This is a genomic window from Mycobacterium sp. E735, from assembly GCF_001666955.1.
In the GTDB taxonomy this organism is placed as follows: Bacteria; Actinomycetota; Actinomycetes; order Mycobacteriales; family Mycobacteriaceae; genus Mycobacterium.
This window is the reverse complement of the sequence record NZ_LZIX01000088.1, coordinates 1-12,843: the sequence shown is the minus strand read 5'-3', so window position 1 is coordinate 12,843 and position 12,843 is coordinate 1. Positions and strand designations below refer to the sequence as shown.

14 protein-coding genes and 1 pseudogene are annotated in these 12,843 nt (G+C 67.7%); 9 read left to right on the top strand and 6 right to left on the bottom strand.

Annotated elements, in window-relative coordinates:
• On the top strand, window positions 1-760 hold a 760-nt coding region (locus A5704_RS07175), incomplete at its 5' end, for a CoA transferase (RefSeq protein WP_067888161.1).
• A gap of 41 nt (window positions 761-801) precedes the next feature.
• Here A5704_RS07175 and A5704_RS07170 read toward each other — a convergent pair.
• Window positions 802-1,704, bottom strand: a complete 903-nt coding sequence (locus tag A5704_RS07170) for a LysR family transcriptional regulator (protein ID WP_067759826.1) — start codon at window positions 1,702-1,704, stop codon at window positions 802-804.
• A 165-nt stretch (window positions 1,705-1,869) separates the two neighbouring features.
• Between A5704_RS07170 and A5704_RS07165 the strand changes: the two genes are divergently transcribed.
• Window positions 1,870-2,763 carry an SDR family oxidoreductase gene (locus tag A5704_RS07165; protein ID WP_067759819.1) on the top strand — a complete coding sequence of 298 codons (894 nt, stop codon included), beginning with the start codon at window positions 1,870-1,872 and terminating at the stop codon, window positions 2,761-2,763.
• A gap of 113 nt (window positions 2,764-2,876) precedes the next feature.
• Here A5704_RS07165 and A5704_RS07160 read toward each other — a convergent pair whose 3' ends face one another.
• From A5704_RS07160 to A5704_RS07150, 3 genes are read right to left on the bottom strand one after another with little or no spacing between them, the layout of a single operon-like run.
• Complete coding sequence (locus tag A5704_RS07160; protein WP_067888158.1) at window positions 2,877-4,142, bottom strand: amidohydrolase family protein; 1,266 nt, start codon at window positions 4,140-4,142, stop codon at window positions 2,877-2,879.
• A 4-nt stretch (window positions 4,143-4,146) separates the two neighbouring features.
• On the bottom strand, window positions 4,147-4,461 hold the full coding sequence (locus A5704_RS07155; RefSeq protein WP_067759852.1) for a DUF4286 family protein: 315 nt from the start codon (window positions 4,459-4,461) through the stop codon (window positions 4,147-4,149).
• A gap of 22 nt (window positions 4,462-4,483) precedes the next feature.
• On the bottom strand, window positions 4,484-4,819 hold the full coding sequence (locus A5704_RS07150; RefSeq protein ID WP_067759850.1) for a 2Fe-2S iron-sulfur cluster binding domain-containing protein: 336 nt from the start codon (window positions 4,817-4,819) through the stop codon (window positions 4,484-4,486).
• A 122-nt stretch (window positions 4,820-4,941) separates the two neighbouring features.
• Between A5704_RS07150 and A5704_RS07145 the strand changes: the two genes are divergently transcribed.
• The 4 genes from A5704_RS07145 to A5704_RS07130 all read left to right on the top strand — a co-directional run bounded on the left by A5704_RS07145 (window position 4,942) and on the right by A5704_RS07130 (window position 9,230).
• Window positions 4,942-6,345 carry a class I adenylate-forming enzyme family protein gene (locus tag A5704_RS07145; RefSeq protein ID WP_067888155.1) on the top strand — a complete coding sequence of 468 codons (1,404 nt, stop codon included), beginning with the start codon at window positions 4,942-4,944 and terminating at the stop codon, window positions 6,343-6,345.
• Window positions 6,323-7,228, top strand: a complete 906-nt coding sequence (locus A5704_RS07140; protein ID WP_067888152.1) for an acyl-CoA dehydrogenase family protein — start codon at window positions 6,323-6,325, stop codon at window positions 7,226-7,228. Before A5704_RS07145 ends, A5704_RS07140 begins: the two co-directional genes overlap by 23 nt.
• Window positions 7,215-8,303, top strand: a complete 1,089-nt coding sequence (locus A5704_RS07135) for an acyl-CoA dehydrogenase family protein (RefSeq protein WP_067888148.1) — start codon at window positions 7,215-7,217, stop codon at window positions 8,301-8,303. The genes A5704_RS07140 and A5704_RS07135 overlap by 14 nt, the downstream gene beginning before the upstream one ends.
• 165 nt (window positions 8,304-8,468) lie before the next feature.
• Entirely contained in the window at window positions 8,469-9,230 is a 762-nt protein-coding gene (locus A5704_RS07130; RefSeq protein ID WP_067759793.1) for an enoyl-CoA hydratase/isomerase family protein, read from the top strand.
• 12 nt (window positions 9,231-9,242) lie between these two features.
• On the opposite strand, the gene A5704_RS07125 is transcribed toward A5704_RS07130, so the two are convergent.
• Window positions 9,243-10,106 (bottom strand): proline iminopeptidase-family hydrolase, encoded by an 864-nt coding sequence (locus A5704_RS07125; protein ID WP_369828436.1) that lies wholly within the window; start codon window positions 10,104-10,106, stop codon window positions 9,243-9,245.
• A gap of 191 nt (window positions 10,107-10,297) precedes the next feature.
• On the opposite strand from A5704_RS07125, the pseudogene A5704_RS07120 reads away from it, so the two are divergent.
• The 3 genes and pseudogenes from A5704_RS07120 to A5704_RS07110 all read left to right on the top strand — a co-directional run.
• Window positions 10,298-10,474: pseudogene (locus tag A5704_RS07120) on the top strand (acetyl-CoA C-acyltransferase); the annotation flags it as partial.
• Between the two features lie 39 nt (window positions 10,475-10,513).
• Window positions 10,514-11,392 (top strand): methylmalonyl Co-A mutase-associated GTPase MeaB, encoded by an 879-nt coding sequence (meaB, locus tag A5704_RS07115; protein WP_067781419.1) that lies wholly within the window; start codon window positions 10,514-10,516, stop codon window positions 11,390-11,392.
• Window positions 11,393-11,592: 200 nt separating this feature from the next.
• Entirely contained in the window at window positions 11,593-12,504 is a 912-nt protein-coding gene (locus tag A5704_RS07110; RefSeq protein WP_067759765.1) for a thiamine pyrophosphate-dependent enzyme, read from the top strand.
• Here the strand turns inward: A5704_RS07110 and A5704_RS07105 are convergent.
• On the bottom strand, window positions 12,497-12,843 hold a 347-nt coding region (locus A5704_RS07105), incomplete at its 5' end, for a response regulator transcription factor (protein WP_197508457.1). The two genes, A5704_RS07110 and A5704_RS07105, sit on opposite strands and share 8 nt — an antisense overlap.

Below are 12,843 nucleotides of genomic sequence, written 5' to 3'. Positions count from 1 at the left end.
GCCGTCGGCGATCCGCCGGCTGGGATTGACTTATGAGAGATTGCGGCGGCACAACGAGCGGATCGTGTGCGTCGCGATCACCGGATTCGGCCTGTACGGCGGCGACGATCCGGCCTTCGACTACGTCGTGCAGGCGGGCGTCGGCACCGCCGCCCTGACCGGCGACCCGCAGGGCCCGCCGACGCTGCCCGGTTACTCGTCGGCCGACAACTCCACCGGGATGACCGCGGCGCTGGGGCTGTTGGCCAAGATCATCTCCGGAACCGGAGGACAAGTCGACGTTTCGCTGCGCGACGTGATGCTGTCGCAGCTGAACTACCACGCGTCCGCCTACCTCAATGACGGTGTCGAGCCGCAGCGGCGTCCTTATGGCGCGCACTCGTATTACGTTCCGGCGCAGCTCTTTCCGACCGCCGAGGGGTATCTGGCGTTGTTCATCACGCACGACGGCTTCTGGAAGTCCTTCGCCACCGAGGCGGGCATCGGGGGGTTCGAGACGATGTCCGAACGGGTGTCCCGCCGCGACGAGGTGCTGGCCGTCGTCACGGCGATGCTGGCGACCGACACCGCCGCGGGGTGGGAACGCCGACTGCGTCCGCTCGGAGTGCCGGCGGCGGCCGTCAGGACCCTGCCGGAGGCGCTCGAAGCAACCCCCGAAATCATTGTCACGGCCGGCGATTTCCGGCTCGTCGGTAGCCCGATCCACGTCTCCGGTTACGACCCCGAATACCGTCCGCCGCCGGAGCTGCCCCAGGTCTAGCGCGCACCGCTCGCGAGCGCGACGGTGGTTTCACGCCGGCGTCAGGACACCGGACCCCTCAGGTGCGCCTCGGCGAGCTTACGGAAGGCCGCCACCAGCCGACTGCGGTCCCCGGCGCGCGTCGCCAACACCACGTGACAGGGCTCGACGCCTTGCAACGGGACGGTGGTGATGTCGGGCCGCAGGGCATTGCCGCGGAACCCGGCAGTGATTGCCACCGCCTGCCCGGAGGCGATGACTTCGAACTTGTCCTCGAGCGCGTCGATGAACGGTCCATCGGGCGCCCGGCGGCCATCGGGCCGGGGATCGATGCGCCAGAAGGCATTCCACGCCGGGTCGGAGTCACGGACTCGGGGCATCGGCTCGTCGGCGATGTCGTCCAGCGTGACGAAGTCCCGGCCCGCGAGGCGGTGGTCGACCGACATAGCCAGCACCCGGGGCTCGTCGTAGAGGATGGTCACGTGCAGGCCGTCTGTCGGGAACGGTAGCCGGGTCACCACGGCGTCCACTCGATGTCCGAGCAACGCGTCCAGGGCCTGGCCCCAATCCAGATGCGAGACTTGCACTTCGGCGTCGGGGTGTTCGCGGCGCATCTCGCGCACCGCGGGGGTGACGATCATCCCGGTCGTGTATCCGATCGCGATTCGGCTGGGCTGGGCGGCGGCCCGGGCCTGTGCCGCGGCTTGCGTGGCCGAGCGCAGCAGGGCCTTGGCCCGGGGCAGGAACACCTCTCCCGCCTCCGTCAGCCTGGTGCCTTGCGGCGTGCGATCCAGGAGTCGAACACCCAGTTGTTGCTCGAGCCGGCGGATCTGCCGGCTCAACGACGGCTGCGCTACGCGCAGCGCGGTCGCGGCGCGGCCGAAGTGCCGGTGTTCGGCCACCACGACGAAATATCCGACCAACCGCAGATCGAGGTCGATCACGGGCAATACGGAACGGGCCATGCTGAGAGTGTAACGGCGCCGGCAACTGACATCCGCACCGAAGGTGCCGGTGACATGCGGTGATGCCGATTCGGTATCACGCCATATGAAACAGGTCTTGGACAGTCGGTCTGCCGCGGTCATTGACTGGAAGCCGGCGAATACGAAACAGCGAAAGGGATTTCCATGCATGTCTTTGTCACTGGCGCCAGCGGGCACATCGGTTCGGCCGTCATCGACGAGCTCGTGCGTGCGGGTCATCAAGTCACCGGCCTCGCCCGCTCCGACGAGTCGGCCGCCGCGCTGACGGCGAAGGGCGTGCGGGTGCACCGCGGCGACCTCGACGACCTCGACGGGTTGCGGTCCGCCGCCGCGGCGTCCGACGGCGTCATCCACCTGGCTTTCAAACACGATTTCGACAACTTCGTGGCGGCGGCCGAGGCGGATCTGCGGGCCGTCGAGGCCATCGGGGAGGCGCTCGTCGGCTCCGACCGGCCCTTCGTCAGCACCTCGGGAACGCTGCTTCTGTCGTTGCTGGGGCATGACGGCCCCAGCACCGAACAGGACACATTGCCCGGGGGACCGCGGGTCGACTCGGAGAACGCGGTGATCGCGCTGGCCGAGCGTGGGGTGAGATCGTCGGTGATCCGGCTATCCCCGATCGTGCACAGCGATCTCGACCACCACGGCTTCACGCATCACCTCATCAACACGGCCCGCGACAGCGGGAAGTCCGCTTACATCGGCGAAGGGACCAACCGCTGGCCGGGGGTGCACACGCTAGACGCCGCCCACCTGTACCGGCTGGCGCTCGAAAATGCGCCCGCGGGTACGCGTTTGCACGGCGTGGCCGACGAAGGCGTGGCGTTCCGCGACATCGCCGCCGTAATCGGCCGCCACCTGGGTGTGCCGACGGTGAGCATTCCGGCCGAGGATGCCGGTCATTTCGGCTTCCTTGCACTCTTTGCGGCGCTGGACAATCCGACGTCGAGCGCGCTGACGCGCAAGGAACTTGACTGGAACCCCGAACGGGCCGGGCTGCTGGAGGATCTCGACGCCGGCCATTACTTCGGCGAGTGAGCGTCGCCGTGGCCGGCATCGCGGTCGAAGCTGCCAGGGAGGCGCCGGGGCGCACTCGATGAGGCCAGCCGCGCGAGTGTGAAGCTAGCCGCACATTCGGCGGCACTGCCGCGCTACGGCAGCTTGGCGAGTTGCTTCTCCCGATAGAGCCGCGCCCACTCGGCGCGCGACCGGATCGACACGTCGACGTCAAGGGCATTGGCGCGCAAGGCTTTCACGGTCGCCCGCTCCCGCGGCGTCCGCGCGAACGGATCCCAGCTGAAGAACCGGCAGGCGTTGGCCCAGTTGATCTTGTTGATGTCGGAGTCGTCGGCCCCGGCGGCGTTCAGCTCGGCCAACACCTGCTCGGGGGCGTCCGGCCAAAAGCAGTCCGAGTGCGGGTAGTCGCATTCCCAGGCGATGATGTCGATGCCGATCTCGTGGCGCAGCTTCAGCGACGTCTTGTCGGTGACGTAGCAGGCCAGCGAGTGCTCGCGGAAGACCTCGCTGGGCAGCTTGTCCCCGAAGTCCCGGCGCAGCCACTTCTGGTTCGTGTAGTGGCGGTCGCTGCGGTCCAGGTAGAACGGGATCCACCCGATGCCGCCCTCGGAGAACGCGAACTTAAGTTCGGGGTAGTTGCGCATGGCAGGCCCCCACAGCAGATCCTGGGCGCACATCGCCGAGACCTGGGTGGCCAGGATGATCAGGTTGTCGATCGGCGCGTTGGGGGCCATGCTGATCGCCCCGAACCCGGTGCCGATGTGCAGGCACATCACCACGTTCTGCTCGCACAGCGTGCGGAACACCGGGCCCCAATAGTCGTCGTCGTGGTAGCTCGGAAGCCCTTCCAAATGAGGCAATTCCGGCATCGTGACCGCCCGGCAGCCCTTGGCCGCGACCCGGCGGATCTCGGCGCACATGCCCTCGGGGGTCCAGGTCGGCAGGATGGCGATCGGGATGAAGCGCTCCGGGTAGGAGCCGGCCCACTCGTCGATGTGCCAGTCGTTGTAGGCCGACACCATCACCAGCGTGACGTCCTCACGCGTCATGTTGAGGTGCCGCGCGGAGAATCCGGTGAAGGTGGGGAAGCACATCGAGGCCAGGATGCCGTTGCGGTTCATGTCCCGCACGCGCTCGTGGACGTCGTAGACGCCCGGGCGCATTTCGGCGAAACCGGCCGGGTCGCGGCCCCATTCCTCGGCCGGCCACGACACCACCGCGTTGAGCCCGCTCACGCCCTGCGGCCTGCCCTGGTACATCCACTGGTCGACGCCGTGAGCGTCGGTCACGACGATCGGGGCCTCCTCCCTGTACTTGTCGGGCACGTGGCGCAGGAACATGTCCGGCGGCTCGACCACATGGTCGTCGATGCTCACCAGGATCAAGTCATCGACGTCCATCGGCTCAGCGGCTCCGCTCGCTCGTCGTCTCGAGCAATCGAGGGATCGGCGCGGGATCCAATAGCAACGCATCGGACATGTGCAGCTGCCCGGCGTTGGCCATCATGTTGTCCAAGATGGCCTGCAGATCGTCGCCTTCGAGTTCGTAGATGGCGACATAGGGGCCCTGCCCGTCAAGAGGGCGCAGCCGTCGCGCCGCGACGATTCCGTCGAGCGCCAGCAGTTCGGGGATGTGCACCTCGTCGTACCAGGTGTTGTATTCCTGGTCGCGCGCAGGCGAACAGGGCCGACTTTCGACGTACATGATTCCCTTGGCCATCGCCGCCACCTCTCTTCGGGTGCTACTCGTAGCGCACCGTGACCGAATCCGTTTCCGGCACGCCCTGGCACGTCAGAATGTAGCCCTCGGCGACCTCGTCGTCGTCGAGAGCATCGTTGACCCGCATGGTCACATGGCCTTCTTCGAGCCTGGCCATGCACGTGCCGCAATTGCCCGCCTCGCAACTGAACGGCGGCTCGAGGCCGGCCCGCCGCGCGCTCTCCAACAGCGTCTCGCCGGGAATTATCGGCACCGAGACCTTCTTGCGGTCCATGTGAATGGTGACCGTGCCCGCAACGGAGCCGTTCGACGGATCTGTCACCCGTGGGGTCTCCTCGATGCTTCGGGTGACTGCCATCGTCACCACCCTCCCGTACTTGCATTCTTCACTATAGAGAATACTATTCTCACAGAGCGATAGGATCTTCTCAAGCTTGTGGGGATGTCAGGTCAGCCCGGCCTGTCAGGGAAGGACGGGACGTGACCGAGCCGGCCGCGGTCGTGTTCGAGGAACGGCGTTTCAGCCTGCCTCAGTTGGATGCATTGGCCGCCGGCTGGTCCGCAATCCTGGCCAAGAACGGTGTCGGCGCGGGTCAGCGCGTCGCGATCATGGCGTCCAATCGGCCGGAGTTCGTCGCCGTCTTGCTGGCGATCTGGCGCCTGGCGGCGACGGCCGTGCTGATCAGTCCGGCCTGGAAGCGTGACGAAGTCGACCACGCGCTCGCCTTGACCGAACCCGCTCACGCGGTCGGTGACCACCCGGTGCTGGCAGGCGCGATGCCGATGCTGCACCTGGACGAGCCGATCGCGCCCGGGGAGTCGACGCCCTCGGCGCCGTCGCCACGGTCCGACGCGGTGCTGGTGTTCAGTTCCGGCACCACTGGGCTGCCGAAGGCCGTCCGGCACACCCACGCGGCGCTCGACGAGGCCGTCCGGCATTGGCGCGGGGCGCTGCAGCTCACGGTGCGCGACCGCATTCAGGTTGCCACGCCGCCGTCGCACATCCTCGGGCTGCTCAACATCCTGACGGCGCTGCGCACCGGCGTCCGCGTGCGGCTGCACCCCCGGTTCGACGTCGACCGGATGCTGCATCACATCGAAACCGACCGCATCACAGTCGAAATGGCGGTCGCGCCCATCGCGCTGGCCATCGCCTCGCATCCCAGGCTCGAGTCCTACGACCTGTCCTCGTTGCGCTACATCATGTGGGGGGCGACGCCGGTCAGCGCCCACGTCGCCGAGGCGGTCACCCGGCGCACCGGCGTCGGTTGGGTTCCGGCGTACGGAACCACGGAATTGCCTGTCATCGCCTGCAATCCGATCCAGGGAGCCCGGCTGGACGCCGTCGGTCGCCCGGTGCCGGGCGTGGACGTGCGGGTGGTCTCACTGGAGACGGGTGAGCCGGTCCGCCGCGGCGAGGTCGGTGAGATTCAGGCCCGCTCTTCATCGCTGATGGCCGGCTACCTGCCGGCCGAAGCAACCTCCGAGGTGATCCATGACGGCTGGTACCGGACCGGTGACGTCGGCTGGCTCGACGGCGAAGGCTGGTTGCGGATCACCGATCGCCTCAAGGAGATGATCAAGGTGCGCGGATTTCAGGTGGCGCCCGCCGAGATCGAGACGGTGCTACACGGCCATCCCGCCGTCAAGGACTGCGCGGTGTTCGGCGTGCCCGACGGAATCAACGGGGAGGCGGTGGTCGCCGCCGTCGCGACGTGCGCACCCGTCGATGCCGGCGAACTCACGGCCCGCGTCGATCAGCGGCTGGCTTCCTACAAACACCTGAGCCGTGTCGTGTTCGTGCCCGACATCCCTCGCCTGCCCTCGGGCAAGGTGCTGCGCCGAGTGCTGAAGGAGCGCTATGGATGTACGTCTGACGGCTGAACAACAGCAACTGCGTGACGCGGCCGCCAAGCTGGCCGACGACCTGGGGCCGTCGGCGGTGCAGGACCTCGACGACCAGAGCCGGATTACGCGTCTGGACAAGCAACTCGCGGGGACGGGGTGGCGGTCGCTGCGCTCCGACGGGGCGTCGGGCGTCGAAGTGGCCATCGTCGCCGAGGAATTCGGACGACGGCTGATCGACGCGCCGTTTCTCGGCCCGGTGCTCGCGGACGATCTCAGCCGCCACGTCGGCGCCGACGCCGCGGGCGCGACCATCGCGGTCGACGGTCGCGCGATCGACGCGCGCGGCGCCCAGCGGGCCCTGAGCCTGGCCGGCGGCGAGGTCATCGCCGCGAACGTAGGGGGCCTGACCGACGGTGCGGACCTGACCCGCGCCGACGCCAGGATCGCGGGAAAGCCGGCGGCGCTGGGCGAGGTGTCCCCCGACATCGCCGCGCAATGGCGCGCGCTCGCGCTGGTCACCACGACGGCGGACCTGTTGGGGATCGCCCGCGGTGCGCACGCCGTCGCGTGCGACTACGCCAAGATCCGCGAACAGTACGGCAAGCAGATCGGGTCCTACCAAGCGATCGCCCACCTGCTGGCCGAAAGCCGTGCGCTGATTGAGGGTTCGATCAGCGTGTCGCGGCATGCCGCGTGGGCTGTCGACGAGCTGCCGCCCGCCGACGCCATCCGCGCCGCCCAGGTCGCGAAGGTCTACTGCGCGCGAGCCGCCCGAACCGTCTGTGAGACGGCCATCCAGGTACACGGCGGCATCGGTAACACCTGGGACTGCGTGGTGCACGTCTACCTGCGGCGCGCCCTGCTATCGACGGAACTGTGGCCCGTCGCGTTGAAGGAGATCGATCTTGGACTTTCGTGACTCACCAGAGGAGGCAGCGTTCCGGGAGCGGCTGCGGTCCTGGCTTTCCGTGCACGCGGGAGAGTTCTCCGGGTCGGGCGACGAATACTGGGCCCGTCAGGCCGAATGGCACCAGGCCCTGTATCGAGAGGGATTCTTCGGGCTGTCGTTCCCCCGCGAGTACGGCGGGCGGGAGCTGCCGCCCGTCTATGACGTCATCGTCGACGAGGAACTGGCCCGGGCCGGCACCCCGCCGCGTCCCAGCGTGGGCTACCTGATCTACGGGATCGGCCGGCACGCCAATGACGTGGTCCGCCAACGCTTCCTGCCCGGCATCATCAACGGCACCGAGCGATGGTGTCAGGGCTTCAGCGAGCCCGGCGCCGGCTCGGACCTGGCCTCGTTGACCACCACCGCTCGCCTCGAGGGCGACACCTACGTGGTGAATGGGCACAAGATCTGGACCAGCTACTCCGACGTGGCGGACTGGTGCCTGTTGCTGGCGCGCACCGACCCGGAGGCGAAACGCCACCGTGGCCTGTCGGCGTTCGTGCTGGAAATGAAACAGCCTGGCGTGCAACAGCGTCCGCTGCGCATGATCAACGGTGTCACCAACGAGTTCGGCCAGGTGTTCTTCGACGACGCGAAGATTCCGGCCGACCGGATGGTCGGCGCCCCAGGTGATGGCTGGGCGGTGGCCATGACCGTCGTCGGCCATGAGCGCGAACCGTCCACGCTCGGCTACGCGGCCCGCTACGGCAAACTCGTGCGAAGCCTGTACGCGCGCACCGAAGGACCGGTGTCCGAGGAGCTGGCGTGGGCGGCGGTCCAGTCGGAGATGCTGACGCATCATGTGCGGCGGCGGCTGTCCGAACAGCTCGACGGTGTCTCGCACGGGCCCGAGGGATCGCTGGACAAGCTGCTGATGACCTGGGTCGAGCAGTCCGTCGGACACGCTGCGCTGGCGGTCAGCGGGACGCGAGATCCGGACCTGCTCAGCGCCTACCTGTACAGCCGCGCGCAGAGTGTGATGGGCGGGACATCGCAGATACAAAAGAACATCATCGCTTCACGCATCTTGGGATTGTCCGAGTGATCGCGAGCGCGGGTGGAGCCCGGGTGAAGCGGGTCAAGACTATAGACGGAGTGATCGCGAGCGCGGGTGGAGCCCGGGTGAAGCGGGTCACGACCATAGCCGGAGTGATCGCGAGCGCGGGCGGAGCCCGGGTGAAGCGGGTCACGACCATAAAAGGAGTCTGACGTGTACGACATGCCTGCCGAAATCGACGTCCAAGCCGACGGCCCGCTGCGGATCATCACCTTGAACCGGCCGGAGTCGCTCAATTCGGTCAACGACGATCTGCACGTCGGACTCGCGCGACTGTGGCAGCGACTGACCGATGACCCGACGGCCCGCGCGGCGGTCATCACCGGGGCCGGCAGGGCGTTCTCGGCGGGCGGGGATTTCTCCTACCTCAAGGAGCTGTCGACCGATGCCGACTTGCGCGCCAAAACCATTCGGGACGGCCGCGAGATCGTCTTGGGCATGGCGCGGTGCCGAATTCCGGTGGTCGCCGCGGTCAACGGCCCGGCCGTAGGGCTGGGCTGCAGCCTGGTAGCCCTGAGCGACATCGTCTACATCGCCGAAGAGGCCTACCTCGCGGATCCGCACGTGCAGGTGGGATTGGTGGCCGCCGACGGCGGTCCGCTGACCTGGCCGCTGCATATCAGCCTGCTGCTGGCCAAGGAGTTCGCCTTGACGGGCACCCGCATCAGTGCCCAGCGCGCCGTCGAGCTGGGGTTGGCCAACCACGTGTCCGCCGACCCCGTCGCGGACGCAACCGCTTGTGCGAAAAAGATTTTGGAGCTGCCTCAGCAGGCGGTCGAAAGCACCAAACGGGTGCTCAACATTCATCTGGAGCGCGCGGTCCTCGCCAGTCTGGACTATGCCCTGTCGGCCGAGCACCAGTCCTTCACGACCGACGACTTCCGCTCGATCGTCACCAAGCTGGCGAAGAACTGATGTGACAGCCGCTCACGCGGAATCGTGATGCCGCAGAAAGTCTCGCATCACCCGATCGAACTTGGCCGGCTCCTCGATGAAGGGCATGTGAGCGCTCGACTCGAACAGTTCGTAGCGCGAGCCAGCGATGCGCCGGTGCATCTCCCACATGTGTTCGGGCACGCATTCGTCGAACCTGCCGGCAAGGACGAGGGTCGGCAAGGTGATTTCCGGCAATCGGTCGAACACGTCCCAGTCGCGGATCGTCCCGACGATGTGGAAGTCGCTCGGCCCGAACATCGTCTCGAAGATGTCGGTTCCCATGTTGGCGAAGGCCGCCAAAAGCTCTGGGGGCCAGGGCCGCACGCGGCAAAGGTAGGTTTCGTTCCAGGTGCGGATGGCGTCCTGATATTCGGCCGTGTACGTCGTCCCCGCGGCTTCGTGGCGGTCGATCGCGGACTGCGTCGCCGGATCGAGCTCGGTCTTCAACCGGGCCACCATCTGGGAGAACTGCGGTATGGAGGCAATGCTGTTCGAGATGGTGAGGCTGACGGCGCCCGACGGGACGTCGAGCGCGTACTGCTGCGCCATCATCCCGCCCCACGAGTTGCCGAAGAGGTGAAAACTCTTGAGGCCGAGTCCTCTTACCACAGCATCCATTTCGGCCACCGACCGCGACATGGTCCACAGATCCGGGTTCGACGGGCGGTCGGAGTTGCCGCAACCGAGCTGATCCCAATAGACGACTTCGCGCTCGTCGGCCAACCGCTCCAGCGAACGCAGGTAGGTATGCGGCAATCCGGGCCCGCCGTGCACGACGAGCAGGGGAAGGCCCGGTCCGCCACCGATGCGCTCGAACCACACGTTGCCGCCCGGGACCGCGATCATTCCGTCCATTGCCGACAATGCCTCCTGATTTGCGAGCAGACGCAGAATCGCACCCAGCGATGCTGGTATATGCGATTTTGCGACTGGTCGCGAGCCGATCTCTCCTTGCAACGCCGACTCGCAATGAGAGAATAGTGTTCTCACAATCTTGCGGGGGCTCTCGGGTACTCGCGACGCGCTCGTCGAACTGGAGAAGACCCGTGCCTGACGCCGTCATCATGTCCGCCCTGCGCACACCCATCGGCACCGCCCGAAAGGGCACGCTGCGCGACACCAGCGCCTTCGACCTCGGGCACCACGTCGTCGCCCAGGCGGCGAAGTATTGGGACCCCGCGCAAGTCGACGACGTGATCCTGGGGGAGGGGCTATACGGCGGCATCGGGTCCGCCACCGTCATCGAGGTCCCCGCCCCCTAAATGGAGATCACCGACCTGATCATCAGCGCGCGCAACGGATCTCCGCGCGCGGCCGGTCGGCTCCTTTCGCTGGTCGAGGGCGAGCGCCGTGACGAGGTGCTGGCCAGCCTCGAACCGTCATCGGTGAACGTCGTTGGCATCACCGGGCCCCCGGGCGCGGGCAAGTCCACGACGATCGCCGCCCTGGTCGGCGGCTACCGGGAGCGGGGGTCCCGGGTGGCGGTGCTGGCCGTGGACCCGTCGTCGCCGTTCAGTGGTGGTGCACTGCTGGGCGATCGAATACGGATGGCCGCGCATATCAACGACTCCGACGTGTTGATCAGGTCGGTGGCGACCCGTGGTCACCTCGGGGGATTGGCCGCCGCGGTACCGGCGGCCATTCGGCTGCTCGGAGCGATCGGTTACCACGTCGTGCTGCTGGAGACCGTGGGGGTGGGGCAGTCCGAAATCGAGATCGCCGCGGTCGCCGACCCCACCGTCGTCATCCTCAATCCCGGTGCGGGCGACGCGATTCAGGCGGCCAAGGCAGGGGTGCTCGAAGTCGCCGACATCGTGGTCGTCAACAAGGCCGACCGGGACGGCGCCGAACAGACCGTGCGGGACCTGCGGGCCGAGACCGACGCACCCATCGTCAGCCTCGTCGCCGCGCGCGGCGAGGGCATCGCGGAATTGATGGCGGTCATTGAGGATCACCACCGCACCGACACTCGCGCCCGCCGGCTGGCCCGCGCCCGCGCCCAGATCCTGTCGCTGGCGCAGACCCGGCTGCGAGGTCGGCCGGACCTCGACCGGCTCGCCGAGACGGTCGTCGACGGCGACCGGGACCCCTACTCGGCGGCTGAGCAGTTGCTGTCACCGACCCCTCGCGACCAGGACTGAGCCGCCGCGCTGTCCCCCGCTTGGGGGAACGGAGATTCATCCCCTTTGCGGACCGATCGGCGGAGTTCCGGCCCGCCCTGCCGCCCTACGTTGATCGTGTGTACAACGGCAGTCACCTCAGCCACCGACCGGACCCCCGTCCGTCGCAGTGCTCCGGCCGACGCCGCCACGATCCCGCGACGAGTTAGGAGACCCGGCACATGGCTCGCACACCCGAACTGTCGGCCGCACGCGTTGAAGAGCAGCTGGAGCTGTACCGCCAATTGTGGGTACTGCGCCTCCTTGACATGGCGTTGGAAGAGCGGCGCATCGACGGGCTGCTCAACGGGCCCATGGAGGCCGCCTTCGGCCAGGAGGCCGTGGCCGTCGGCACCATCGCGGCGCTTCGGCCGGGCGACATCCTGAACACCGCGATCCGCCACTTCCAGCACGCCCAGGAGGTCGGCCTCGCCCGACCGTTAGGTCCGGCCATCGCCGAGATGACCGCCCCGACGAGGCCTGCGGCCGGCGGTGCGAAGGAAAGCGTCTTCGCCGCCGAATGGAAGCAGATCTTCGGCACGTCGAGCCCGGTCAGGCAATCCATTCTGTTCGCGATCGGCGACGCCTACGGGCAGCAGGTGGCGGGCGCAGGCGGGGTCACCGTGTGCGTCATCGGGGACGACGCCGCCAAGTCCGCCGAGTTCCAATCGGCCGCGCGGATCGCGGTGTCGTGGCGGCTTCCGGTCGTGTTCGTCGTCGAGAGCATCCGCGACGGGTCCGGTGTGCGCCGCGGGCCGCGCGACTGCTACGGGTTACCCGTCTCGTCGGTCGACGGCAAAGACGTTGCGGCAGTGCGTGCTTCGGTCGGCGAAGCGGTGCAGCGAGCCGGCGCCGGCGGAGGTCCCGCCATGGTCGAGGCGGTTACCTACCGGACCAACCATCCCGCAGGAGTCGATCCGTTGGTCTACGCCCGCCGACGGCTGACCAACATCGGAGTCGGCGCCGGCCACCTCTACGAGGTGGAACGGCGGGCCCGCCACCTGGTGGGCGAGGCCGCCGCGGTCGCGAACTCACTTCTGCGGACGGACGGTCCGACGATCAGCGAATCGGACCACTGGCCGGCCACTAGCTGAGCAGGCCTTGCCGCATCGCCTCGGCAACGGCGGCAGCACGATCGCTGACGCCAAGTTTCTCGTACAGGCGCTGCACGTGCGTCTTGACCGTCGACGGGGCCACGAACAGCTCGGCGGCGATCACGGGAATGCTTTGGCCGCGCGCAATTCGGTTGAGCACCTCGCGCTCTCGCGCGCTGAGCACGGGTCCTGTCGGTTGCGCCCGATGACGGATCTCCGCGGTAAGGCCCCCGACGAGCGACGGCGCCACCACGTCGCGGCCCTGCGCGCAGTCGAGCACGGCCTTGACGATGTCGCTGCGCGTCGAGTCCTTGAGCACGAACCCGGCGGCGCCCTGCT